This is a genomic window from Klebsiella huaxiensis (assembly GCF_003261575.2).
In the GTDB taxonomy this organism is placed as follows: Bacteria; Pseudomonadota; Gammaproteobacteria; order Enterobacterales; family Enterobacteriaceae; genus Klebsiella; species Klebsiella huaxiensis.
The window spans coordinates 4,666,899-4,691,390 of the sequence record NZ_CP036175.1 but is presented as its reverse complement, the minus strand read 5'-3'; the positions used below and the strand labels follow the sequence as shown (position 1 = coordinate 4,691,390).

The 24,492-nt window shown below is 55.4% G+C and carries 18 protein-coding genes; 11 read left to right on the top strand and 7 right to left on the bottom strand.

Annotated features, from left to right (window positions below; all coding sequences use genetic code 11):
• Window positions 1-19: 19 nt before the first annotated feature.
• Window positions 20-931, bottom strand: coding sequence for a recombination-associated protein RdgC (rdgC, locus tag DA718_RS22445; RefSeq protein ID WP_110273804.1), 912 nt, complete (start codon window positions 929-931; stop codon window positions 20-22).
• Between the two features lie 91 nt (window positions 932-1,022).
• Between rdgC and mak the strand changes: the two genes are divergently transcribed.
• On the top strand, window positions 1,023-1,928 hold the full coding sequence (gene mak, locus DA718_RS22440; RefSeq protein WP_167492817.1) for a fructokinase: 906 nt from the start codon (window positions 1,023-1,025) through the stop codon (window positions 1,926-1,928).
• A 48-nt stretch (window positions 1,929-1,976) separates the two neighbouring features.
• Here mak and DA718_RS22435 read toward each other — a convergent pair whose 3' ends face one another.
• The 3 genes from DA718_RS22435 to sbcD all read right to left on the bottom strand — a co-directional run bounded on the left by DA718_RS22435 (window position 1,977) and on the right by sbcD (window position 6,943).
• Window positions 1,977-2,339 carry an NUDIX hydrolase gene (locus DA718_RS22435; RefSeq protein ID WP_112214099.1) on the bottom strand — a complete coding sequence of 121 codons (363 nt, stop codon included), beginning with the start codon at window positions 2,337-2,339 and terminating at the stop codon, window positions 1,977-1,979.
• A gap of 270 nt (window positions 2,340-2,609) precedes the next feature.
• Complete coding sequence (gene sbcC, locus DA718_RS22430; protein WP_112214100.1) at window positions 2,610-5,744, bottom strand: exonuclease subunit SbcC; 3,135 nt, start codon at window positions 5,742-5,744, stop codon at window positions 2,610-2,612.
• The gene (gene sbcD / locus DA718_RS22425; RefSeq protein WP_112214101.1) at window positions 5,741-6,943 is read right to left on the bottom strand and encodes an exonuclease subunit SbcD; all 1,203 of its coding nucleotides are present in this window, start codon (window positions 6,941-6,943) and stop codon (window positions 5,741-5,743) included. Before sbcD ends, sbcC begins: the two co-directional genes overlap by 4 nt.
• Before the next feature lie 319 nt (window positions 6,944-7,262).
• Here sbcD and phoB point away from each other — a divergent pair, with 319 nt between their 5' ends.
• The 5 genes from phoB to malZ all read left to right on the top strand — a co-directional run bounded on the left by phoB (window position 7,263) and on the right by malZ (window position 14,465).
• Window positions 7,263-7,952: a phosphate response regulator transcription factor PhoB gene (gene phoB, locus DA718_RS22420; protein ID WP_004099401.1), complete on the top strand. Its 690-nt coding sequence runs from the start codon at window positions 7,263-7,265 to the stop codon at window positions 7,950-7,952.
• Window positions 7,953-7,973: 21 nt separating this feature from the next.
• Window positions 7,974-9,263 (top strand): phosphate regulon sensor histidine kinase PhoR, encoded by a 1,290-nt coding sequence (gene phoR, locus DA718_RS22415; RefSeq protein ID WP_112214102.1) that lies wholly within the window; start codon window positions 7,974-7,976, stop codon window positions 9,261-9,263.
• A gap of 418 nt (window positions 9,264-9,681) precedes the next feature.
• The gene (gene brnQ, locus DA718_RS22410; RefSeq protein ID WP_112214103.1) at window positions 9,682-11,001 is read left to right on the top strand and encodes a branched-chain amino acid transporter carrier protein BrnQ; all 1,320 of its coding nucleotides are present in this window, start codon (window positions 9,682-9,684) and stop codon (window positions 10,999-11,001) included.
• A 123-nt stretch (window positions 11,002-11,124) separates the two neighbouring features.
• The gene (gene proY, locus DA718_RS22405; protein ID WP_112214104.1) at window positions 11,125-12,495 is read left to right on the top strand and encodes a proline-specific permease ProY; all 1,371 of its coding nucleotides are present in this window, start codon (window positions 11,125-11,127) and stop codon (window positions 12,493-12,495) included.
• Between the two features lie 152 nt (window positions 12,496-12,647).
• Window positions 12,648-14,465 (top strand): maltodextrin glucosidase, encoded by a 1,818-nt coding sequence (gene malZ / locus DA718_RS22400; RefSeq protein WP_112214105.1) that lies wholly within the window; start codon window positions 12,648-12,650, stop codon window positions 14,463-14,465.
• On the opposite strand, the gene DA718_RS22395 is transcribed toward malZ, so the two are convergent.
• Window positions 14,462-15,364 carry a LysR family transcriptional regulator gene (locus DA718_RS22395; RefSeq protein WP_112214106.1) on the bottom strand — a complete coding sequence of 301 codons (903 nt, stop codon included), beginning with the start codon at window positions 15,362-15,364 and terminating at the stop codon, window positions 14,462-14,464. The genes malZ and DA718_RS22395 overlap by 4 nt on opposite strands.
• A 291-nt stretch (window positions 15,365-15,655) precedes the next feature.
• Between DA718_RS22395 and DA718_RS22390 the strand changes: the two genes are divergently transcribed.
• From DA718_RS22390 to DA718_RS22370, 5 genes are all read left to right on the top strand, one after another.
• A complete protein-coding gene (locus tag DA718_RS22390) occupies window positions 15,656-16,297 on the top strand; it encodes a hydrolase (RefSeq protein ID WP_112214107.1) in 642 nt (213 codons plus the stop codon).
• Window positions 16,298-16,482: 185 nt separating this feature from the next.
• Entirely contained in the window at window positions 16,483-17,028 is a 546-nt protein-coding gene (locus DA718_RS22385; RefSeq protein WP_112214108.1) for an antibiotic biosynthesis monooxygenase, read from the top strand.
• A gap of 24 nt (window positions 17,029-17,052) precedes the next feature.
• The gene (locus DA718_RS22380) at window positions 17,053-18,921 is read left to right on the top strand and encodes an amidohydrolase (protein WP_112214109.1); all 1,869 of its coding nucleotides are present in this window, start codon (window positions 17,053-17,055) and stop codon (window positions 18,919-18,921) included.
• Window positions 18,922-19,045: 124 nt separating this feature from the next.
• Window positions 19,046-21,694, top strand: a complete 2,649-nt coding sequence (locus DA718_RS22375) for a DUF2339 domain-containing protein (RefSeq protein ID WP_112214110.1) — start codon at window positions 19,046-19,048, stop codon at window positions 21,692-21,694.
• Window positions 21,691-23,085, top strand: coding sequence for a DUF3999 domain-containing protein (locus DA718_RS22370; protein WP_112214111.1), 1,395 nt, complete (start codon window positions 21,691-21,693; stop codon window positions 23,083-23,085). Before DA718_RS22375 ends, DA718_RS22370 begins: the two co-directional genes overlap by 4 nt.
• Window positions 23,086-23,133: 48 nt before the next feature.
• On the opposite strand, the gene DA718_RS22365 is transcribed toward DA718_RS22370, so the two are convergent.
• Window positions 23,134-23,736, bottom strand: a complete 603-nt coding sequence (locus tag DA718_RS22365) for a peroxiredoxin (protein WP_004099418.1) — start codon at window positions 23,734-23,736, stop codon at window positions 23,134-23,136.
• A 169-nt stretch (window positions 23,737-23,905) separates the two neighbouring features.
• A complete protein-coding gene (gene acpH, locus DA718_RS22360; RefSeq protein WP_112214112.1) occupies window positions 23,906-24,487 on the bottom strand; it encodes an ACP phosphodiesterase in 582 nt (193 codons plus the stop codon).
• Between the last annotated feature and the right edge of the window lie 5 nt (window positions 24,488-24,492).

Here is a 24,492-nt window from a genome sequence, read left to right as displayed (position 1 = left end):
CAGGAAGGAATGAGTGAGGTTAACGCTGCGCTTCGCCGCCTAATCCTTCCACCAGATTCTGAATTAGCGCGGCCAGTTCGCCGGTCATCAGAATAAAGTCCGCGTCAAAGCGTTGAGCGAAATCTTCCCGGTCAATATCTTCATTCTGATCGCGCAACTCATCACAGAACTTCAGGCGTTTAATTGAACCATCATCGCACATCAGGAACTGAATACGCTGCTGCCAGTCGAGCGCCAGTTTGGTAACCACTTTACCGGCTTCAATGTGCACGGCAATTTCGTCGCTGACCAGATCCTGTTTCTTCGCGCGGATCACGCCACCATCTTCCAGCATTGCTTTCAGCTCGGCTTCATCCAGCAACTGGAAGCCCTGAGCCACGGTACCGGAACGAACCCACTCGGTGAGCGTCAGCTCGATCGGGTTTTCCAGCGCCAGCGGGACGACCGGCAGCGAGCCTAGGGTTTTACGCAGCAGCGCCAGCGTATCTTCCGCTTTTTTGGCGCTGGCGCAGTCCACCATGATCAACCCGTTGACGGTATCGATCCACATCATGGTCTGGCTGAAACGGCTGAAAGCGCGCGGCAGCAGAGAGTGCAGCACTTCGTCTTTCAGCGAGTCTTTCTCGGTTTTCTTTAGCTTGCGGCCCTGCTCGGCTTCCAGCTTAAAGATCTTCGCTTCCAGCGCCTGTTTGATCACCGGCGACGGCAGGATCTTTTCTTCTTTACGTGCGCAGATAACTATCTGGCCATTTGCCGTATGCGTCAGCGCATCGCTGTGCGATCCCATCGGCGAAACCCAACCAGTTTTGGCCATATCCTGGCTGCCACACGGGGTAAATGTCAGCTCGGCCAGCTGTTTTTCCATCTCCTCGGCACGCAAGGAAATGTCGCGGCTGAGACGATAAACCATTAAATTTTTGAACCACAGCATGATAATTTCCACGGCTTTGTCGTTAAATCCAGCGGGCATGATAGCGAATTGTCGCTATGCTTGCATTGTTAATCGGGGAGAGGAATTTACAGTGCGCATTGGGATTGATTTAGGTGGAACAAAAACGGAAGTCATCGCGCTGAGTGACCAGGGTGAGCAACTATTTCGCCACCGTTTGCCCACGCCGAGGGACGACTATCGGCAGACTATAGAGACGATTGCCTTGTTGGTGGAGATGGCTGAACAGGCTACGGGGCAGCGCGGCACGGTCGGTATGGGGATCCCCGGCTCGATTTCACCCTATACCGGCGTGGTCAAAAATGCCAACTCGACCTGGCTCAACGGCCAGCCGTTTGATAAAGATCTCAGTCAGCGCCTGAATCGCGAAGTGCGTCTGGCAAATGATGCCAACTGTCTGGCGGTATCGGAAGCAGTAGACGGCGCGGCGGCCGGGGCGCAAACGGTATTTGCGGTGATTATCGGTACCGGCTGCGGTTCCGGCGTGGCGCTAAATGGGCGTGCCCATATTGGTGGTAACGGTACTGCGGGCGAGTGGGGACACAATCCGCTGCCGTGGATGGATGAAGACGAACTGTGCTATCGCGCGCAAGTGCCGTGCTACTGCGGCAAGCAGGGCTGTATCGAAACCTTTATTTCCGGCACCGGCTTTGCGACCGATTATCAACGATTGAGCGGTAATCCGCTGAAAGGCCGCGAGATTATGCTGCGCGTCGATGAGCAGGATCCGCTGGCTGAACTGGCGCTGAGCCGCTATGAAATGCGGCTGGCGAAGTCGTTGGCTCACGTGGTGAATATTCTCGACCCGGATGTCATTGTGCTGGGCGGGGGGATGAGCAATATCGAGCGATTGTATCAAACGTTGCCGAATCTGCTGAAACTCTGGGTCTTCGGCGGCGAGTGTGAGACGCCGATTCGCCAGGCGATGCATGGTGATTCCAGCGGCGTGCGAGGCGCGGCCTGGCTGTGGCCGCTGTAAATAATGAGCCCATTGCGCGGTTGGTGCTGCGCAACGGATGTTGGTTGCTTACAGATCTGGGATCTCTTCCAGAGCATAGTAAATCGTAAGCCCCAGTTTTTTCCCTTCCTGAATATCCAGGTCTGCCCCCCGGGATTGGCCCGGCATTCGCAAAATAGCGTTACAACGGCTAATCAAACGGTGCGCGACGGGATAGAGATACTCCTCGCTAATCGGATCGCCAATTTCCTTTGAACCTGCCGCTTTGGCAACAGGTAAAGCCAACCATTCGCCAACCACGGGGATATGACCTTTTTGGTAAACGCTTAGCGCAACCTGCGCCATGTTGTTCAGGTTAGCGTCGATTAATTCCGGGCGATTATTGGTGCCGCTGCGTACCGGGCCGGCGATCAAAATAAGAGAGCTTTTCATGTTTAAGACCTTATTGATGCGTGAAAGGGAGTGCTATTGAAGGTTTCATTTCCTGTGGCACTTTCCGTCAGTCAAAACTGTTAATGCACGAATTTGCACGAAATGCATGATTAACAGTCATAATTGAGGATTACAGGTAACTTATCATGCAGTTTCGTGTAACATCAAGATTAATCGTGAATGAAATGTTTGCATGTAATGCGCCGAACGGCAAAATGCGGCCTCTCCCCGAAGGGAGGGGCCTTTTGTGAGGATATTGATGGGGGAGAACTACTCGACGGCGAAGGTTTTATCCAGGCGGCTATAACCCAGCCCGTTGATTTTTTTCACTTTAATTTGTACGGGGATACGCTCTTTCATTGCCTCGACGTGGCTTATCACGCCAATAATCTTGCCGCTGGCGTTAAGTGCATCCAGCGCATCCAGCGCGGTATCAAGGGTTTCGCTATCCAGCGTACCGAAACCCTCATCAAGAAACAGCGAGTCGATTCGCGTTTTATGGCTCACCAGGTCGGACAGCGCCAGCGCCAGAGCGAGGCTGACGAGGAAGCTCTCGCCACCGGAAAGGGTCCGTGTGTCGCGCACCGCATCCGCCTGCCAGGTATCGACCACTTCCAGCTCCAGCGCCTCACTGGCTTTACGTTGCAACAGATAGCGACCATGCAGGCGGTTGAGTTGATGGTTGGCCAGCCACACCAGATTATCCAGCGTCAGCCCCTGGGCGAATTTACGGAATTTATCGCCCTCTTTGGAGCCGATAAGCGAGTTCAGCCACGCCCAGTCCTCCACTTCCTGAGCCGCGCGTTCCATCTGCTGGTGTAACGACTGCTGACGCTGCTGGTTTTCGCTATTCTGCTTCAGTTGCTGGCGAATTTCGCCCTGACGGGCACTGTTCTCGCGCAGTCGCGACGCCAGTTGCTGGAGTTTTTCCTGTACTTGCTCAAGCGGCTGGCTGATGTCCGTTTCTGCTGGCGGTTGCTGACTGTGGCTATCCAGCGTTTCACGGGCCCGCAGCGCCAGCGCCTGATTCTGCTGTAGCGTGCTCTCCAGCGTCTGCTTCAGCCGTTCGAGGCGCAGGCGCGTCTCTTCATCCAGCAGTGCGGCAAGGAATACCTGCTGGTCGGCGAACGGGCTGGCGGCCAGCGCGGCGCTGAACTGTTTTTCGGTCTCCGTTAGCTGAGTTTGTTGCTGATTTTCCTGCTGCCCCAGCGTTTGCCACTGGCTCTGAAGCGCCAGGCAGTCGTCATGCACCTGACGCCAGCCTTCCAGCGGCGCTGGCTCGGCTTGTTGCTCGGTTTCCGGTAGTGCTTCCAGTAGCGGCGTCAACTGCTGGAGCTGCTCCTGAATAGCCGTGGCTTCGTTCTGTTTGTTTTGCCAGCTGCGGGTCTCTTCTTCCCGCAGCGCTAACCAGTTCGTGGCCTGGTCCGGGGCGGGTAAGCTCAGCGCAAACGCGCTCAGCTCAGCCGCCAGTGCGACGTTGCGCTGCTCTTGTTCTTGCTGAAGCTGTTGCAGCTGCTGCTGGCACTCCTGCTGCTGGGCCTGCCAGTTCAAGCGTTGTTGGTGCTGATATAGCCGCTGTTCATGCTCTTGCTGCGCATCCAGCCAGCCGGGAATATCATCCTTCGGCTTCAGGTCGATATTTAATCCGGCGATCGTCGCCTGCCATTGTGATGTGAGCGCTTGCTCCTGTTGGAGAAGGGATGCTTTCTCAGCGATCTCTTTTTGCTGCTGTTTAAGCAGTGCATCCAGCTCGCCGCGAACCTGTGCCCCGGCCTCTGCTAGTTGTTTAACTTCGCGCTCTAGCGCATCACGACGCGCCTGGTTAACGCCGGGAACCAGCGCCTGATACTCGGCGATAGCCGGATGCTGTTCGGAACCGCAGAGCGGGCACGGTGAGCCGGGCTGGAGACGGGCGCGATCGGCCTCAAGTCCGGCAATCCGCGCCTCCATTTCACACAGGGCTTTCACATCGCTGAACTGCTGATTCTTCTCTTTATAGGCCTGTCGGCGCTGAGCCAGAGTCGCTTCCAGCTTTTCCTGTTCCTGTTTGCTGGCCTGTTCGGCGGCATTTAGCTGTAATAACCGTTGGCTGAGCGGTTGTAGCTGGCTATAGAGAGAAGAAAGCTGCTGACGCAGAGGCCGGGCCTTTGTGTGCTGCGTCAACTCGAGGGCCACTTGTTCGGCATCCAGCGTTAGCATGGCTGAGGGGAGTTCAGCCAGCCTGCGGGTCGTTTCCATCAGGCGCTGTTGCAGGGTGGATTGCTGCTGTGCATCGCGGGCCTGCTGTTGAAACGCTGCCCGCCAGCCCGCCAGCGCATTTCCCCACTGCTGATAACGGTCGTGCTCTTTTAGCCATGCGGATAGCGTGTGCTGTTGGCCGCGCAGGCGCTCTGACTGCTGCTGGGCGGCGAGACGAATGCCTGCCCGCAGCCGTAGCCGTTCATGTAAGCGAGTATTTACTTCTTCTCTCTGGTGGCGGGTTTGCGCCAGCGCGGTGGCTTGTTCCTGCTGGCGCGTCCAATGCGGGCGCAAGTGTTCGGCGGGCTGCGCATTGAGCAGTGCGGTCAGCTGCGGCTGCGCCTGTTCGAGCGCAGACTGCGCCTCGCGCAGCGTGGCCTGGGCCTTCAGATTTTCTGTCGTCAGCTCTTCACGACGCATCAGCCATTGACGGGCGTTTTGCAGACTGGTTTGCTCGCTAACCTGCTGTTTTTCTTCATCAGTAAGTACTTGCAAACTTTGCTGGAGCGCCTGCTGCTGCTCGTCACTCAGCAGCAGGACGCCGGAAGCCTGGGCCTGAAGTTTTTCCAGCTCGATGCGGGCAAGCTTATGCTTTTCAAAGACCTGGGCTGAAATCTGACCGTAAATTTCGGTACCGGTTAGCTCTTCCAGCAGCTCGGCGCGCTCTTTGGGTTTGGCGTTGAGGAAGGCGGCGAACTGCCCCTGCGACAGCAGCATTGAGCGGGTGAAGCGACCATAATCCAGCCCGGTGAGGGTGGCGGTCATTTCCAGCTTATCTTTGACCTTATCGGCGAGGATCTTGCCGTCGTCGCAGCGCGCCAGCTCGACGCGCGGGGCCTGTAGATTACCATCCGGCTGGTTTCTTGCCCGGTTCTGGCTCCAGAAGGCGCGGTAGGCGATGTCTTTGACCTCGAACTCCACTTCTGCCAGACATTCGGCGGTGTCGCGGGTCATCAGATCGTTCTGCGACTGCGATACGCTGCTCAGACGCGGGGTTTCGTGATACAGCGCGAGACAGATGGCGTCGAGCAGGGTGGTTTTTCCGGCACCGGTCGGCCCGGTAATGGCGAACAGCCCGTTGCTGGCGAACGGCTCGGCGGTGAAATCGATTTTCCACTCGCCTTTGAGCGAGTTGAGGTTTTTCAGACGTAAGCTCAGGATTTTCACAGGCGATCCTCACCGTTCAGACTATGCAGCGTTTCATTAAACAGTTGTTCCAGACGCTGCTGCTGCGCCTCTTCCAGGGTTTCCAGCGCCAGACGACGGGCGAATACGTCCTCGACCTGCAGTTCGCTGAGCGTTTCCCGCCGTTCTCCCGCCAGTATGCGCTCGCGCTGGGCACGGCTGCGGCGTACCAGCAGCACTTCTACCGGTAGCGTTTCGGTCTGTGCCTGGATTTTGCGTTGAATATCATGTAAATACTCGTCGCTGGTGATTTCAATATCCAGCCAGACGGCGGGTTGCTGGTTATTATCTTGCCACTGATTCAACTGCTCGCTGATGCTGGCAAAATCGCCCTTTAATACTGCCAGCGGCTGGGTTATGGGGACGATGAGCGGCGTGACGTCCGTCAGACGACCATTGCTAAAGGTCACCAGGTTGACGCTTTTGTTTTTCCCGGTTTCGTCAAAGCTCAGCGGGATGGGCGATCCGCTGTAGCGAATATGCTCGCAGCCACCCACCACTTGCGCCCGGTGAATATGGCCAAGCGCGATGTAATCGGCAGGGGGAAAGTGGCTTGCCGGAAAGGCATCGAGGGTGCCGATATAGATTTCGCGAACCGCGTCGCTTTTGCTGGCGCCGACGGTGGTCAAATGACCGCTGGCGATAATCGGCAGCGGCTGGTCGCCACGCAGTTCGCAGGCCTGCTGGTACTGCTGCTGATAGTAGTCGCTGATGGCGCTGAGAAGCTGCTGTTGCTTTTCGCCGCTGGAGTGACCGGCCTGGCTGGTGACCAGCTCGCGCGGGCGCAGGAACGGAACAGGGCAAAAAATCGCCCCCGCTGAACCATCACGCAAGGGCAGAATAAAAGGAGCGTGACCGGCATTGGCGACTACCGTGGTTTTCAGGAAGGCGAGAATATCCCGCGATTCATTGAGGGTCGCCACCGAATCGTGGTTTCCCGCCAGTACTACCAGTTGGCAGCCGGTCTGCTGTAGCTGAACGACAAAGCGGTTATACAGCTCACGCGCGTAGCTCGGCGGGGAGCCGGTATCAAAAATATCGCCCGCGACAATAATGGCATCAACCTCATGCTCCTGGGCGCTGGTCAGCAGCCAGTCGAGAAACGCCTGATGCTCAGCGGCGCGGCTTTTGCTGTAAAAATTTTGCCCAAGGTGCCAGTCAGAAGTGTGAAGGATGCGCATAGTGGTCCCGTAGCGAAAAAAGCGTAAGCGGCATTATATACCCTAAATAATTCGAGTTGCAGGACAAGGCACGCCTTGAATAGCGCTTGCGCTGGCCCCGTAGGGGCGAGGCCCATGGATGGGCCGAGTAATCCGTAGCCAACGCACAAGCAACTTGAAGTATGACGGATATAACACTGCACTCCGGTGAGTTAAGTCCGTGTCACAATTCAAAATCCCTTGTTCATCTGCCCGTCATTTTTTTCATAAATCTGTCATAAATCTGACGCATAATGGCCGCGCACTTCTATACTGATGGCTAAAAAATACAGGGTAAATAATGGCGAGAAGAATTCTGGTCGTTGAAGATGAAGCTCCAATCCGCGAAATGGTCTGCTTTGTTCTGGAGCAAAACGGCTTTCAGCCCGTCGAGGCGGAAGATTTTGACAGCGCGGTTAATCAACTCAATGAACCCTGGCCTGATTTGATTCTCCTTGACTGGATGCTGCCGGGTGGGTCGGGTCTGCAGTTTATTAAACAGCTCAAGCGTGAAGCGATGACCCGCGATATCCCTGTGGTGATGCTGACCGCGCGCGGCGAAGAGGAAGATCGCGTCCGCGGCCTGGAAACCGGCGCGGATGACTACATCACCAAGCCATTCTCTCCGAAAGAGCTGGTGGCGCGAATTAAAGCCGTGATGCGGCGCATTTCGCCGATGGCAGTGGAAGAGGTGATTGAAATGCAGGGGTTGAGTCTCGATCCATCCTCTCACCGCGTCATGACCGGTGAAAACCCGCTGGATATGGGGCCGACGGAGTTTAAATTATTACACTTCTTCATGACGCACCCGGAGCGTGTCTATAGTCGCGAACAGCTGCTCAATCATGTCTGGGGAACTAACGTTTATGTCGAAGACAGAACGGTAGACGTGCATATTCGCCGCCTGCGTAAAGCGCTGGAACATAGCGGCCATGACCGGATGGTACAAACGGTTCGCGGTACGGGATATCGTTTCTCCGCCCGATTCTGAATGTTGACAGGAGTGTGAACCGTGCTGGAACGGCTGTCATGGAAAAGGCTGGCGCTTGAGCTTTTCTTATGTTGTATCCCGGCCCTGATCCTTGGGGTGATTTTTGGTCACCTGCCGTGGTTTTTGCTGGCGGCGGTGACGGGTTTGCTTATCTGGCATTTCTGGAATCTTATGCGTCTGTCGTGGTGGCTGTGGGTTGACCGCAGCATGACACCACCGCCGGGCAGCGGCAGTTGGGAACCGCTGCTGTACGGCTTGCATCAGATGCAGATGCGTAATAAAAAGCGCCGCCGCGAGCTGGGTAGTCTTATAAAGCGTTTTCGCAGCGGTGCAGAATCTCTCCCTGATGCCGTGGTTTTAACTACCGAAGAGGGCGTGATGTTCTGGTGTAATGGCCTGGCCCAGCAGACGCTTAATCTGCGCTGGCCGGACGATAACGGTCAGAATATCCTTAACCTGCTGCGCTACCCGGAATTTGCCAACTACCTGAAATATCGTGATTTCTCGAAGCCGTTGAATCTGGTGTTGAATAACGCCAGGCATCTGGAAATTCGCGTGATGCCTTACAGCGACAAACAGCTGCTGATGGTGGCGCGCGATGTCACGCAGATGCACCAGCTTGAAGGGGCGAGGCGTAACTTTTTCGCTAATGTCAGTCATGAACTGCGAACCCCACTGACGGTGCTGCAGGGTTACCTGGAGATGATGCAGGAGGCAGTGCTGGAAGGCGCGACGCGCGAAAAAGCGTTACACACCATGCGCGAGCAAACCCAGCGTATGGAAGGCCTGGTTAAACAACTGCTGACGCTGTCACGAATAGAGGCCGCGCCGGTACTGGCGATGAACGATAGAATCGATGTGCCGATGATGTTGCGGGTGGTGGAGCGCGAGGCGCAAACCCTGAGTCAGCAGAAGCATGTTCTGCATTTTTCGGTTGATGAGTCGCTGAAAGTGTTGGGGAATGAAGAACAACTGCGTAGCGCGATTTCCAACCTGGTGTATAACGCGGTCAATCATACCCCGGCGGGAACGGAAATTACCGTGATCTGGCAGCGTGCGCCGCACGGCGCGTTGTTTAGCGTCGAGGATAACGGGCCGGGAATTTCTCCGGAGCATATTCCGCGTCTGACCGAACGTTTCTACCGCGTTGATAAGGCACGATCCCGGCAAACCGGCGGTAGCGGTTTGGGGCTGGCGATTGTTAAACACGCCGTGAGCCATCACGACAGCCGTCTTGAAATTGAAAGCACGCTGGGCAAAGGGACGCGTTTTAGCTTCCTGTTACCGGAACGTTTGATTGCCAAAAATTGAACCCGATGGCCAGGGTGTCAGCATTACTTGCCAATGACCAGCTTCGGCTGGTCATTTTCGTTTGCAGCGAAATCGAAGCTGCGTAATTAACGAACGTTCGCTGCTTTTTTGTTCGCATGATAAGCCACATGTTTTCCATCAGTCAGGTCAATCATTCTGGCTATGAAAATAGAGTTAGCATAATCATCTGCTTTTACGATCCCTCCTTGCTTTAAAACGTTATAAGCGTTTAAATTGCCCCCCTACGGTCGCAGACAGACTGTTTTTGCGTGGTAATTCAAAAAACAATTCTTTTCCACGCCGCTTTGGGAGCATATCCCGCTGAGTTTACTGACAATGGCCGCTGTATCATCCCCTAAGGGAAGGCGCGGTATTTAACCGTTTGTACAACACCACATCCACAGGCAGTAATGAATTTATGACCCATCAGTTAAAATCTCGCGACATCATTGCGTTGGGCTTTATGACCTTCGCGCTGTTCGTCGGCGCAGGCAATATTATCTTTCCTCCGATGGTTGGTTTACAGGCTGGCGAACACGTCTGGACCGCTGCCATTGGCTTTCTGATTACCGCAGTGGGTTTGCCGGTGCTAACGGTCGTGGCGCTGGCGAAAGTCGGCGGCGGCGTCGAGAGCCTGAGCACACCGATTGGTAAAGTCGCCGGTATTCTGCTGGCCGTGGTCTGCTATCTGGCCGTTGGGCCGCTGTTCGCTACTCCGCGTACCGCCACCGTCTCCTTTGAAGTGGGGATTGCTCCGCTGACCGGCGATGGTCCGCTGCCGTTGCTGATTTACAGCGTTATCTATTTTGCGCTGGTGATCCTCGTTTCGCTCTATCCGGGCAAGCTGCTGGACACCGTGGGGAATTTCCTTGCACCGCTGAAAATCATTGCGCTGATTATTCTTTCCGTTGCGGCAATCGTCTGGCCTGCCGGCCCGCTGAGTCACGCGATGGAAGCCTATCGCACTGCACCATTTTCTAACGGCTTCGTTAACGGTTACCTGACCATGGATACCCTCGGGGCGATGGTCTTTGGTATCGTGATTGTTAACGCCGCGCGTTCCCGTGGCGTGACAGAAGCCCGTCTGTTGACCCGCTACACCGTCTGGGCTGGCCTGATGGCCGGCGTGGGCCTGACGCTGCTGTATCTGGCGCTGTTCCGCTTAGGCTCAGACAGCGGTACGCTGGTTGAACAATCCGCTAATGGCGCGGCGATTCTGCATGCTTACGTACAGCACACCTTCGGCGGCGCGGGGAGCTTCCTGCTGGCGGCGCTGATCTTTATCGCCTGTCTGGTTACGGCGGTGGGCCTGACCTGCGCCTGCGCGGAGTTCTTCGCTCAGTACCTGCCGTTCTCTTATCGCACGCTGGTGTTTATCCTCGGCCTGTTCTCAATGGCGGTCTCCAATCTGGGGCTGAGCCACCTGATTCAGATTTCAATTCCGGTGCTGACGGCAATATACCCGCCGTGTATCGCACTGGTTGTATTAAGCTTTACCCGCGGTTGGTGGCATAATTCGTCCCGCGTTATTGCCCCGGCAATGTTTATCAGCCTGATGTTTGGTATCATTGATGGCATTAAAGCGTCGGCGTTTGCAGAGATTATGCCGTCCTGGACCGCGCGTCTGCCGCTGGCAGAGCAGGGTCTGGCCTGGCTGATGCCAACCGCCGTGATGGTGATTCTGGCCGTTATCTGGGATCGCGCAGCAGGACGTCAGGTGACATCCAGCGCGCATTAACCGACGCTTTACGCAGGCGTTTAACCACGGGACTTCAGGTCCCGTGGTTTTTTGTTTTTTTGGTCATGCTCCTTTGAATTTTGCCCCCGCGAAGGCCAGAGGAGAAAAACGGCATGGAACACGATGGAAAGTAGTAACAAGCTTAAGCGCGGGCTAAGTACCCGGCATATTCGCTTTATGGCGCTGGGGTCGGCAATCGGTACCGGCCTTTTCTATGGTTCGGCTGACGCGATTAAAATGGCGGGCCCGAGCGTTCTGCTGGCTTATATTATCGGCGGCGTCGCGGCGTACATTATTATGCGCGCGCTGGGCGAGATGTCGGTGCATAACCCGGCCGCCAGCTCGTTTTCACGCTATGCGCAAGATTACCTTGGCCCGCTGGCAGGCTATATCACCGGCTGGACCTACTGTTTTGAAATCCTGATTGTCGCTATCGCCGACGTGACGGCCTTCGGTATCTATATGGGCGTCTGGTTCCCGGCGGTGCCGCACTGGATTTGGGTACTCAGCGTGGTGTTGATTATCTGTGCCGTTAATCTGATGAGCGTGAAGGTTTTCGGCGAGCTGGAATTCTGGTTCTCCTTCTTCAAAGTCGCCACTATTATCATCATGATTCTGGCTGGTTTCGGTATCATTATCTGGGGCATCGGTAACGGTGGTCAGCCAACCGGCATCCACAACTTGTGGAGCCACGGCGGCTTCTTCAGCAATGGCTGGCTGGGGATGGTGATGTCGTTGCAGATGGTGATGTTCGCCTACGGCGGGATTGAAATCATCGGTATTACCGCCGGTGAAGCGAAAGACCCGGAGAAATCCATTCCGCGCGCCATTAACTCAGTACCGATGCGTATTCTGGTGTTTTACGTGGGTACGCTGTTTGTGATTATGTCTATCTATCCGTGGAACCTGGTCGGGACCAACGGTAGCCCATTTGTTTTAACCTTCCAGCATCTTGGTATTACCTTTGCCGCCAGCATCCTCAACTTTGTGGTGCTGACTGCCTCGCTGTCGGCGATTAACTCTGACGTCTTTGGCGTGGGGCGCATGCTGCACGGTATGGCGGAGCAGGGTAGCGCGCCGAAAATGTTCGCCAAAACGTCGCGCCGCGGGGTGCCGTGGGTGACGGTAATGGTGATGACCATTGCGCTGCTGTTTGCGGTTTATCTCAACTACATCATGCCGGAGAACGTCTTCCTGGTGATCGCCTCGCTGGCCACCTTCGCTACCGTCTGGGTGTGGATTATGATCCTGCTGTCGCAGATTGCCTTCCGCCGCCGTCTGCCGCCAGAAGAGGCAAAGGCGCTGAAGTTTAAGGTGCCGGGCGGGGTAACGACGACGGTTATTGGGCTGATATTCCTGGTCTTTATTATTGGTCTGATTGGCTACCATCCGGATACCCGCATCTCGCTGTACGTCGGCTTTGCGTGGATTATCCTGCTGCTGGTGGGCTGGCAGTTTAAAACCCGTCGCGAGCGTAAATTGGCTAAAGCGTAGCTATTTTGTTCTCTTATTGCCGGATATGCTCAGGCTATCCGGCAAGCGATCCCTCCACCCCCGCTATCCTCCCCCAATAATTCTGCCGATGATGAGTCATACGTCTGTACGCTGTGGCAAGGTGTGCCCATTCTGCAAAGAGAGGAATAACGATGTTGAAGGCATGGCACCTCCCGGTTGCTCCATTTATTAAGGAACAGCAGGAACGACTGTTTATTACGTTATGGCTAAGCGGCGACGATCTGCCGCAGCGGGTGACGCTGCGGGCAGAAGAAGATAATGAAGAACTATCGCTGCCGATGCACCGTCTGCGGCAGGAGCCGCATTCGGGCGTGGTGGCGTGGCGCGGGGAAATCAACCTGGCCAACGGACAGCCGCGTCGCCGCTACAGCTTCAAGCTACTGTGGGCCGACCGTCAGCTGTGGTTCACGCCACAGGGTTTTAACCGATTCCCACCGGCGAGGCTGGAGCAGTTTGCCGTCGATGTTCCGGACAGCGGACCGCAGTGGGTAGCCGATCAGGTGTTTTACCAAATTTTCCCTGACCGTTTTGCCCGCAGCCAGTCACGCCAGACTGAACAGGACAAGGTTTACTATCATCATGCCGCCGGTCACGACATCGTGCGTAAAGAGTGGGATGAACCGCTCACCGGCGAGGCGGGTGGCTCCACCTTTTACGGTGGCGATCTTGATGGTATTAGCGAAAAGCTACCGTACCTGAAGCAGCTTGGCGTAACGGCGCTGTATCTGAATCCGGTCTTTGTCGCCCCCAGCGTGCATAAATATGATACCGAAGATTACCGGCGCGTTGACCCGCAGTTTGGCGGTGATGCGGCGCTGCTGCGCTTGCGCCACAACACGCAAAAAGAGGGGATGCGTCTGATCCTTGATGGTGTGTTCAACCACAGCGGTGACTCGCACGCCTGGTTCGATCGCCATCAGCGCGGCAGCGGTGGTGCCTGCCATAATGCCGATTCGCCGTGGCGCGACTGGTATAACTTCTCCCCGGAGGGCGTTGCCCACGATTGGTTGGGATACGCCAGCTTGCCGAAGCTGGATTATCGGTCAGAGACCCTGGTCAATGAAATCTACGGCGGGGAAGATAGTGTGGTGCGCCATTGGCTGAAAGCGCCGTGGAGTATGGACGGCTGGCGGCTCGACGTAGTGCATATGCTGGGCGAAGGCGGCGGGGCGCGTAATAACCTGCGCCATATTGCCGGCATCACCCATGCGGCGAAGCAAGAGCAGCCGGAAGCCTTTGTGTTTGGTGAGCATTTCGGCGATGCGCGCCAGTGGCTACAGGCCGACGTTGAAGATTCGGCGATGAACTACCGAGGTTTTACCTTCCCGTTGTGGGGCTTCCTTGCCAATACCGATATTTCCTACGATCCACAGAAAATCGATGCTCAGACCTGCATGGCGTGGATGGATAACTATCGCGCCGGGCTATCGCATCAGCAGCAGTTGCGGATGTTCAATCAGCTCGATAGTCACGATACCGCCCGCTTTAAGTCTCTACTGGGTAAGGATGTAGCACGTTTGCCGCTGGCGGTGGTATGGCTGTTTAGCTGGCCGGGCGTCCCCTGCATTTACTATGGGGATGAAGTGGGCGTGGATGGTAATAACGATCCGTTCTGCCGTAAGCCTTTCCCGTGGGATCCGGCATTGCAGGATGGCGATCTGCTCGGTTTGTACAAGCGTATGAGCAAGTTGCGTAAGGCTAATCAGGCGCTGCGCTACGGCGGCTGCCAGGTGATCTATGCCGAAGACAACGTGGTGGTGTTTGTGCGCGTCTATAAGCAACAGCGTGTGCTGGTGGCGATTAACCGCGGCGAAGCCTGCGAGGTCGTGGTTGAGGATTCACCGCTGCTTGACGTTAACGACTGGCAGTTGAAAGAAGGAGCAGGTGCGCTGCACGACGGTGTGCTGACGCTACCCGCTATCTCCGCCAACGTGTGGTTTAGCCGTTAGTCATAGAGCTGGCTCAGATGCTCACTCTGGAGAATGGCCTCGCGCCACCAGCGCTGAGCCAGCCCATCATTACCGCTACGCCAGGCCATATAGGTGATATCTTTCTCGCGGCAAGAGATAACGGCCTTTTCTACCAGCTCGCCGCGTTCCAGCCACGGGCGGGCAATATGGCGCGGTAAAAAGCCGCAGCCCAGCCCGGCGCGCAACAGTTCAACTTTACTGGCGAAATCATCAACGCGAATTTGCGGCTGCTCGTCGAGCAGGTTGCTGTTGAGTGGGTGACAGTAGCGAGCGCTATCGCTGATGACCACCGCGCGATGCAGGCTTAGCTGCTTGTTGGTGAGCGGTTGGGTGGTTTCCGCCAGCGGATGCCCCGGCGCAACGACGAAAATATTGTCCATTGTGCCGAGCATTTTCCACGACCATTCGGCAGACGTTGGCGGTTCATTAATCGCTCCGAGAATAATATCCGCGCCGTTATGGGTGAGTTCCTCCCATGAGCCCGCGAGGGTATGGTGGGTAAAATTAAGCCGTGTTTGCGGGTGCTGGGCGTAGAACGCGCTGATCAGCGGCAACAGTGTGCTAAACGGGAAGGAGTCATCCAGCGCGATAGCCAGATCCCGCTCCCAGCCGGCGCTGAGCTGAACCGCCTGCTTTTCCAGATCTTTGGCAGCATTAAGCAACAATCGCCCCTTTTCCAGCATCATTCTGCCGGTATCGGTAAATTTAGCCCGGTGTCCGGAGCGATCCAGCAAGGTGATGTTCAGATCGTTTTCCAGCTTTTGAATCATATAGCTCAGCGCGGCGGGTGTTTTAAATAACGATTCGGCGGCGGTGGCAAAAGAGCCATGCTTGTCCAGCGCGTCGAGAATCAACAGGACATCAAGGTTTAAGCGCATGAGTTAACTTCCGGTAAAAAATCGTGCCTATTTTTTACCGAAGAGCGATGTTCAATACCAGTGAATAATTTAGAACAGTTAACCGTAAAATTTTGATAAACATAATTTCATTAATATTGTGATAGTTAATTGATTGGTCATAAATTTTTGCTTTGGAAATAAATTAGAAAAAAATCTTTAATAACTCGTTAGAAATTACTGACTATACTCACCATGCTTTATCAGTCAGGATCCAGACAGTACAACGGTAACGGTAGTATCTTTTTAACCAATTGATTAACAGGATATATTATGTCTATTCGTGAACTGATCGATCCCTCTAACTCTGCTCTTATTTTTATTGATCACCAGCCGCAAATGTCTTTTGGCGTGGCTAATATTGATCGCCAGACCCTGAAAAATAATACGGTGGCTTTAGCCAAGGCTGGGAAAATTTTTAATGTTCCGGTGATTTATACTTCAGTAGAAACTAAAAGCTTCAGCGGCTATATCTGGCCGGAATTGCTGGCTGTGCATCCAGATGTGAAGCCCATTGAACGTACCTCAATGAACTCCTGGGAAGATGCGGCTTTTGTGGCGGCGGTAAAAGCGACCGGGCGTAAAAAATTGATTATCTCTGCTTTGTGGACCGAAGTGTGCCTGACCTTCCCGGCGCTGATGGCGCTGGATGAAGGATATGAAGTTTATGTGGTGACCGATACCTCTGGTGGTACTTCGGTTGATGCTCACGAGCGTTCCATTGACCGTATGGTACAGGCCGGTGCGGTACCGGTGACCTGGCAACAGGTGCTGCTGGAGTATCAGCGCGACTGGTCACGTAAAGAGACTTATGACGCGGTGATGGACCTGGTGCGCGAGCACAGCGGCGCTTACGGAATGGGCGTGGATTACGCGTATACCATGGTGCATGGCGCGCCGGAGCGTCAAGCCTAAATACACTTCATCCTTCAAGCTGCCTCTTTGTTGGCTTCTTTTGCCCGCCCCGGTCACTGACTTATGTCAGCTCCCGGGGCCGTACAACCTTGCCGCCTCGATGCAGCATGAATGATTTTGTGTATTGTCATTTATGGCTGATGGCGGGGTAAATCCCGTCATTACCCTGAAGCAAGGAACTCTTAATGGCGCAGCAGAAATCGGTGACCCTGGTTATCAGTCATGTACTCGACCCCGAACATGGCCAACGTTATGAAGAGTGGCTGGGTAAAATTATGCCGATTGCGGCGGAGTTTCCCGGACATCTTGGCGCCAACGTGATTCGCCCGGCCGCCGGGCAGAATTTATGGAGCGTTATCATTCGCTTTGACACCATTGAGCATCTTTACGCGTGGACGCAGTCAGAAACGCGTCGCGAGCTGGTGGCGGAAATCGCACCGCTGCTGAGTGAAGGCGACCGGACCGAAGTACGTACCGAAGCGGCTTTCTGGTTTACTCCGCCTGCGGCGAACGTCCGCCAGCCGCTGCGCTGGAAGCAATTTTTAATCACCCTGCTGGTGATTTTCCCCAGCACGAACCTGGTCCCCTGGGTGACCGGGATGCTATTGCCCTCGCTGAAGGGAAGTCTGTTGCTGCATCTGTTCAACGATGCCTGTGTGGTCGCGCTGGTGGTCTGGTTCTGGATGCCCATCGTGACCCGTCTGTTTGCTGGCTGGTTAAAGAAAAGCTGAGCCAGCCTCCTGAAGGAGAGCGTTATGTCGCAAACTGCCACACTGATCCTGACCCATGGTCGGGTTCATACTCTCGATCGTCAAAATCCGCTCGCTGATGCGCTGGCGATCGCCAATGGTAAAATTCTCGCCGCCGGTAGTCACGATCGGATCATGAGCTTTGCTGCCGAAGGGACGCAAATTATCGATCTCAAAGGCCATACGGTGATCCCCGGTCTCAATGATTCTCACCTGCACTTGATCCGCGGTGGCCTGAACTACAATCTGGAGCTGCGCTGGGAGGGCGTGCCTTCGCTAGCGGACGCGCTGCGGATGCTTAAAGATCAGGCCGACCGTACGCCGTCTCCGCAGTGGGTACGGGTGGTGGGGGGCTGGAGCGAATTCCAGTTTGCCGAACGGCGGATGCCAACCCTCGAAGAGCTGAACGACGCGGCGCCGGATACCCCGGTATTCGTTCTGCATCTCTACGATCGCGCGCTGCTTAATCGCGCAGCATTAAAGGCGGTGGGCTACACCAAAGAGACTCCGGATCCGGCGGGCGGTGAGATTGTTCGCGATGGTAACGGTAATCCGACCGGGATGCTGATCGCCAAACCCAATGCCATGATCCTCTATTCGACGCTGGCGAAAGGACCGAAGCTGCCTCTGGAGCTGCAGATCAACTCAACGCGTCAGTTTATGCGTGAACTGAATCGCCTGGGGCTGACCAGCGCTATCGACGCCGGAGGTGGTTTTCAGAACTACCCAGAAGATTATGAAATTATTGAGCAGTTACACGCCAAAGAGCAGATGACCGTGCGTATCGCCTATAACCTGTTTACCCAGCGGCCAAAGCAGGAGCTGGAAGACTTTGAGCGCTGGACCGATATGCTCAAACCGGGGCAGGGGACTGATTTTTACCGCGCTAACGGTGCTGGGGAGATGCTGGTCTTTTCGGCGGCGGATTTTGAAGACTTCCTCCAGCCGCGCCCGGATCTGCCGCAAGGAATGGAAGATGAGCTGGAGCGGGTGGTGCGCCATCTTGTCGAACACCGCTGGCCGTTCCGCCTGCACGCGACCTATGATGAATCTATCAGCCGGATGCTCGACGTCTTCGAGAAGGTCAACCGCGATATTCCGTTCAACGGCCTGCACTGGTTCTTTGATCACGCGGAAACCATTACCGAGCGCAATATCGAACGCGTGAAAGCGCTGGGTGGCGGTATTGCGGTGCAGCACCGGATGGCTTTCCAGGGCGAATATTTTGTCGACCGCTACGGCAAAGATGCGGTCAAACATACGCCGCCGGTGGCGAAAATGCTCGAACTGGACGTTCCGGTAGGGCTGGGCACCGATGCCACCCGCGTGGCGAGCTACAACCCGTGGACCGCGCTTTACTGGCTGGTTTCCGGGCGTACGGTTGGCGGGATGGCGATGTACGACGAAAGCAACCGCCTGCCGCGCGACGTGGCGCTGGAATTGTGGACCGCGGGAAGCGCGTGGTTCTCCAGCGAACAGGGTAAGAAAGGGCGTATCGAGCCAGATCAGCTTGCCGACCTGGTGGTGCTGTCCAAAGACTACTTTAGCGTGGCGGAAGAGGAAATTAAGGGGATCGAGTCGGTGTTGACGGTCGTTGACGGCAAAGTCGTTTACGCCGCCGGGCACTTCTCGCCGCTGGCTCCACCGTCAATCCCCGTGCTGCCCGAGTGGTCGCCGGTAGTGAAGGTGCCGGGACATTACCGTTCAGCGCCGCCGACGGCGTCGAAAATTGGCGCGATAGTCCAGATGCACCAGTGCTGTGGTAGCTGTGGGGTCCACGGACATCAGCATGATATAGCGCGCAAATCATCGATTCCGGTGGCCGATGAGCAGGCCTTCTGGGGCGTGCTGGGCTGCTCCTGCTTTGCGTTTTAAAGCATAAAACGTTTACCTTGTGGGGGCATGGACGCTCTCATTTGCGTTTTTCATCTAACTCGGATAGCGCTGATAAGGCCACTTGTGTCATTCTGCTCCCTCTTCAACGAATGAAGGTAAGAACATGGATGATCTACTGATCTTTGGTTGTATTATTTTATTCTGCGGGCTGGTGATTGGGCCGCTCGTGGCGATTGCCGCGCTCAGGCGCAGCGCGGCGGTCCGTTTTGAGCTGGCGGCTTTGCGACGTCGGGTAGAGGAGCTTGAGCGACGCGGTGTCGCACAGGCGCCTGCGGCAGAGGCCACCGCCGTCGCACCGACAATGCCAGCGGCGGAGTCCAGTGAGCCTCGACCGGAGCCAGTGGCTGAAGCCATCGATCCGTGGCTTTCGCAGCCTAAACCAACGCCAATGCCGATGCCAATGACGAAGCCAGAGCAAGCGGCAAAATCTGCTCCCGAAACCGAGCAGCCTTCCGCATTTGGTGGAATGATATCCTCGTTGGTAGGTTGGTTTATGCAGGGCAACCCGCTGGCGAAGCTCGGTATCCTGCTGTTATTTCTTGGCCTCTCATTTCTCCTGCGCTATACCGTGGAACATGCGCTGTTCCCGCTCGAGCTACGCCTTGCGGCTGCGGCGCTGTTCGCGATTGTCCTGTTGGCTGTTGGATGGCGATTGCGGCATAAGCAACCGATGTATGCGCTGATCTTACAGGGTGGGGCAACGGGTGCGCTCTATCTCACCGTTTTTGGCGCATTTCGTTTATGGCAGATGTTGCCGATGCCCCTGGCGTTTGCGCTGTTGGTGGTAATTTGTGCGGCGAGCGTGGGACTGGCGATTTTGCAAAAAGCGCTCAGCCTGGCCATGCTGGCGAGCCTTGGCGGTTATCTTGCGCCACTGCTGCTCTCTACCGGCGGCGGCAGTCATGTCGCATTGTTCTCATTCTATCTTCTGCTGTCGGTCGGCATTCTTGCCATCAGCATTCGCCAGCACTGGCGAGAGCTTAATCTGCTTGGCCTGCTGTTTACCTTTGGCGTCGGTGGCCTGTGGGGATTGAAAGGTTATCGGCCAGAGTTTTACCTGAGCTGCCAGCTGTTCTTAATCGCCAATATGATTATTTTTGGTGTGTTGAGCGTGGTGTTGTCGCTGCGGGCACAGGAAAAAGGCAAGCAGGTGATTGACGGCGTTCTGCTGTTTGCGCCGCCGCTGGTCGGCTTTGGTATGCAGTACGCCATCACTCGACATATGGAATACGGCCCGGCGCTCAGCGCGTTGGGCTATGGTGGTTTCTATCTGACTTTAGCCTGGCTGGCGCTGCGTCGTTACCCCTCTTTAGGGAAGCCGTTGGTACTGGCTGCGCTGGCGCTCGGCGGCGCATTTACCACCCTTGCTATTCCCCTTGCGCTTTCGGCCCGCTGGACCGCGATGGCCTGGTCGCTGGAAGGGCTTGGCATCCTCTGGCTGGGTGTGCAACAGCAGCAGCGACGTATGAGCTACAGCGGTACCGCACTACTCATTTTGGCGGTTTGCAGCGCGCTCTGGGCGCAGGTGAATGATGCCACGCCGCTTTCATTGATGCTGATTTTTGCCGTACTCAGTCTTAGCTGGCTAGTTGCCGCATGGCTGTGGCGAAGCCTTCAAATACAGGGTAGCTGGGTGTTGCTTACGGGCGGGCTACTGTTCTGGATGGTAGCGCTTATCGGCGTATCGCAGTTGGCGTTGAGTCAAGGTTCGCAGATTTTATTTGGCCTGCTGGCGACGTTGGCCGGGTCGGCGTGGTGCTGGCGCGCGGTCGCTGCTCGTTTGGTCTGGCGAGAGCTGGATTTGAGCAAATGGTTGCTATGGCCAATGATGCTGATGGTGCTGTTGTATCAGCTATCCCAACTGCAGATTTTCTCTGCTGGTTGGCAAAATCTGGCCTGGTGTGTGGCGCTACCCGCGGCGGTAGCCCTGCTCTGGTGTGATGGGCATTCATTACCGCCGCGCATAAGTCAGCTTACTCACCTGTCATTGTTCTGGATGATTTTGCTGGCGCTGGCAATGGAACTGTTTTGGTTTACGCAGGATTTGCCGTGGGGGATGTCGGCCTGGGCGAGCGGATTAATGATGGCGGCAGGCGGGGTGTTGATCTTCCTGATTTATGAAGCGGTCCGTCGGCAAATCTGGCCATTCCGGGAATGGCCGGCGCTGTATGCTTCTCAGGCGATGATACCGGTGGCGATTGTGCTGGGGTGCTTGTTAACGCTGACGAATTTGCAGGATGGTGCAGTCTATGGCCAGACTTATTTACCGTTTATTAACCCACTTGAAGAGGGCGCGGTTTTCGCGCTGCTTGGGCTGACGGTTTTTTATCGCGTTTCGCTGCGTTATTTTCCGGTGCAGTTATCGGTATGCCGCCCCTGGCCTGTTATTGCTCTGCTAGCGCTTGGTTTCTGGTGGCTGAATGGCCTGCTGCTACGCGCCCTGGCCTGGTACGGCGAGGTAGCCTGGAATGTAGAGGCGTTGTGGCATTCACGCTTGGTTCAGACCACTTTTGCGCTGGTCTGGACGCTGGCGGCGCTGGCGGTAATGTTGCGTGCGACGCGGCGGTTTTCACGCCGCGAATGGTTATGCGGCGCGGCGTTGTTAGGCGTTGTTATTGTGAAACTGATGCTGGTGGATAGCGCACGTGGTGGCGGTCTGGCGCGGGCTGTTGCGTTTATCGGCGTGGCTATTTTGGTGTTGATTGTCGGGTATTTTTCCCCGTTACCGCCCAAAGCAGGAGAAGAAAAATGAAATGGATGAAAACGGTACTATGCGGTTTGTTGCTGGGCGTAACAGGGGCGGCGATAGGTGGCGATGAGGTACGAGAAACGCCTCAGGACTACGCACAGGGAGTGATGCTGAAAACCACTAGCGCGTCGCCATGGTATCGCGTTGAGCTTCCTCAGCCAATATATCAGGGAACGGCATGGCCTGATTTGCGCGATGTACGGGTATTTAATCATCAGGGAGATACCGTGCCGTTTGCTCTGCAAGCACAGAAGGCGCAGCCCGTTACGCCCGAAGCGATGACGCTAAGACTCTTTCCTCTACAAATGTCGCTGGTTCCACCGCGTGAAGAGGGGCACCGTAGTGGGGAATCTTTAGTCCTGCGCTCCACAACGGGGATTGAAATTCGTCTGGAAAGTGATGATGTCAGGGCGCTTGGGCAGAGCTATTTATTGACTCTGCCGGAGGATAAAACGGACGCTTTTGCGCTGGCTCAGCTGCATCTGAACTGGGACTCGCCAGCGGAAAACTGGCAGGGGAAAGCGTCGCTATACACCAGTCGTGACTTGAAGTATTGGCGTCCTCTCCAGGAGGATGCTCCGCTTATGGATCTGGCACGTGAAAACGATCGTTTGAAAATGGACACGATTAGCGCCAACCTCACGCTCTCTGCGGAGGGGAATCGTTATCTGCTGGTGATCTTTGATGCGCAAAGCAAGTCGATAGTATTAAAAGACGTAAAAGCACTGGCTGAACGTAGAGAGCCTGAGTCTACGCGCATTGAGATAAATGCTCAGGCGAGCAAGATTTCAGACGAGGAAGCTGTCTGGCGCTGGAGCCAGCCTCAGCCGCTGACTTCGCTCAGGGTGATTCTGGACAACGATGGGGTATTGCCCGCCGAACTGAGCTGGCGCAGCGGCGAAAAAGACGCCTGGCAGCCGCTGACGAAAACTGTGCTATATCAGCTGGAAGGCAAGCGTTCGGAGGATATTCAGCTTTCAGGCCAACTGGTGGAAGCGGTGCGGATGAAGGCGATTAACGCCAGATTACCGGAACAACTGCCAGCGGTAAGCGGTGCGCGCGATCAATACCAGGTGGTCTTTAATACCCAGGGGAAAGGGCCCTATATGCTGGCCTGGGGTAACCGGGCGGCGCAAAAGGCAGATGTCGGGATCGACATGCTGATCCCTGCGTCGCTGCATAAAACGCAGGCTGTGAATGAGCTACCTCTGGCGGTCGCGCAAGAAAGCGTGATGCTGGGCGGCGAAGCGCGATTGACGGCGACGTCGGCTGCAGAACAGCAAAGCAAGTGGAAAACGCTGCTGGTATGGGGAGCGCTGATATTGGGTGTTGCGGTTCTGGCGCTGATGGCGTGGCGAATCTGGCGTGAAGTGAAAAAAGACGGTACGGCATAAAACAAAAAAGGCCCGCATCTGCGAGCCTTTTTTTGAAACGTACGCCGATTACAGGCTGGAAACGTTCTCGGTCAGGTATTTAGCAACGCCTTCCGGAGAAGCGGCCATACCTTCTTTTCCTTTTTCCCACTGTGCCGGACAAACTTCGCCGTGCTCTTCGTGGAACTGCAGCGCGTCAACCATACGCAGCATTTCATCGATGTTACGGCCCAGCGGCAGGTCGTTAACCACCTGGTGACGAACAACGCCGTTAGCGTCGATCAGGAAAGAGCCGCGCAGGGCAACGCCTTCGTCCGGATGCTCGATACCGTACGCTTTCTGGATTTCGCGTTTGATGTCAGCAACCATTGCGTATTTAACCGGACCGATACCACCCTGGTCGACTGGAGTGTTACGCCATGCGTTGTGTACGAACTCGGAGTCGAAAGAAACGCCAACCACTTCTACGCCACGTTTCTGGAATTCTTCATAACGCTTATCAAAAGCGATCAGTTCAGACGGGCAAACGAAGGTGAAGTCCATCGGCCAGAAGAACAGGACGGTAGCTTTACCGCTGGTGTGCTGTTTGAAATTGAATTTCTCAACGATTTCGCCGTTACCTAATACTGCTGCCGCGGTAAAATCCGGAGCCTGACGAGTAACCAGAACCATATGATTCTCCTGTTAATACTAAGGTTAATTGGAACGCAACGCGGGCAAGTATAGGGAGAGGGGTGAATGAACTCAATGGTAAGCTGACAATCGATGAGATAGGTTTTGTCTATCAATTGTTATTTAAAACGCTTTTCAGAATAGTCTTTTCCAAAAAAAGCGCAATCATTTATAGCTCGCGTTTTTTTGCCTGAGCCATCATCTGCGGATAGAAACGCCAGAACTGCTGCTCAAGCTGGTCATAATGCGTATCAAGATCCTGCCAGGAGTCGCGCAGAGCATCAAGGCGCGGGCGGCGGCTGGCCATACCGTTGAGTACGTTCTGGATAAAATCCATATCTTTATAGCGCTCAAGCCAGCGCTCCGACCAGAGATACTCGTTGAGATTCACAAAACGCGGTGGAGAATCGGGCAGGATCTGCGCTACCTGAGTATGCGCATAGCGAACGAACTCGGTCAGCGGCATCTCAGGAGAAATGCGTTCCCAGTGGTGCGACAGGAAGTGGTCCCACATCACGTCGAGAGTAATCGGCGCGACGCGACGGGTTTGCGGGCGGAACCACTCACGGGCTTCTTTCACTTCTGCCAGGTTGTCGGTCATCACATCGATACGCCGGTGCATAAAAATGCCGTCAACGATATCGGCGGGGTAATCATGTTGCGGATTGCCGCGAACAAAGTCGGCAAGCAGGTTGCCTGGCAGCGAGCTATCCGCAAGGTGGGCGAGGTGTAAATGCGCGAGAAAATTCATATCGA

Excerpts from the sequence above, each read along its gene's own strand:
- DA718_RS22435 (WP_112214099.1), bottom strand. The coding sequence starts at position 2,339 with ATGAAAAGCTCTCTTATTTTGATCGCCGGCCCGGTACGCAGCGGCACC.
- DA718_RS22390 (WP_112214107.1), top strand. The coding sequence starts at position 15,656 with ATGTCTATTCGTGAACTGATCGATCCCTCTAACTCTGCTCTTATTTTT.
- acpH (WP_112214112.1), bottom strand. The coding sequence starts at position 24,487 with ATGAATTTTCTCGCGCATTTACACCTCGCCCACCTTGCGGATAGCTCG.
- DA718_RS22380 (WP_112214109.1), top strand. The coding sequence starts at position 17,053 with ATGTCGCAAACTGCCACACTGATCCTGACCCATGGTCGGGTTCATACT.
- brnQ (WP_112214103.1), top strand. The coding sequence starts at position 9,682 with ATGACCCATCAGTTAAAATCTCGCGACATCATTGCGTTGGGCTTTATG.
- malZ (WP_112214105.1), top strand. The coding sequence starts at position 12,648 with ATGTTGAAGGCATGGCACCTCCCGGTTGCTCCATTTATTAAGGAACAG.
- proY (WP_112214104.1), top strand. The coding sequence starts at position 11,125 with ATGGAAAGTAGTAACAAGCTTAAGCGCGGGCTAAGTACCCGGCATATT.
- rdgC (WP_110273804.1), bottom strand. The coding sequence starts at position 931 with ATGCTGTGGTTCAAAAATTTAATGGTTTATCGTCTCAGCCGCGACATT.
- DA718_RS22385 (WP_112214108.1), top strand. The coding sequence starts at position 16,483 with ATGGCGCAGCAGAAATCGGTGACCCTGGTTATCAGTCATGTACTCGAC.
- sbcD (WP_112214101.1), bottom strand. The coding sequence starts at position 6,943 with ATGCGCATCCTTCACACTTCTGACTGGCACCTTGGGCAAAATTTTTAC.
- DA718_RS22395 (WP_112214106.1), bottom strand. The coding sequence starts at position 15,364 with ATGCGCTTAAACCTTGATGTCCTGTTGATTCTCGACGCGCTGGACAAG.
- DA718_RS22375 (WP_112214110.1), top strand. The coding sequence starts at position 19,046 with ATGGATGATCTACTGATCTTTGGTTGTATTATTTTATTCTGCGGGCTG.
- DA718_RS22365 (WP_004099418.1), bottom strand. The coding sequence starts at position 23,736 with ATGGTTCTGGTTACTCGTCAGGCTCCGGATTTTACCGCGGCAGCAGTA.
- DA718_RS22370 (WP_112214111.1), top strand. The coding sequence starts at position 21,691 with ATGAAATGGATGAAAACGGTACTATGCGGTTTGTTGCTGGGCGTAACA.
- phoB (WP_004099401.1), top strand. The coding sequence starts at position 7,263 with ATGGCGAGAAGAATTCTGGTCGTTGAAGATGAAGCTCCAATCCGCGAA.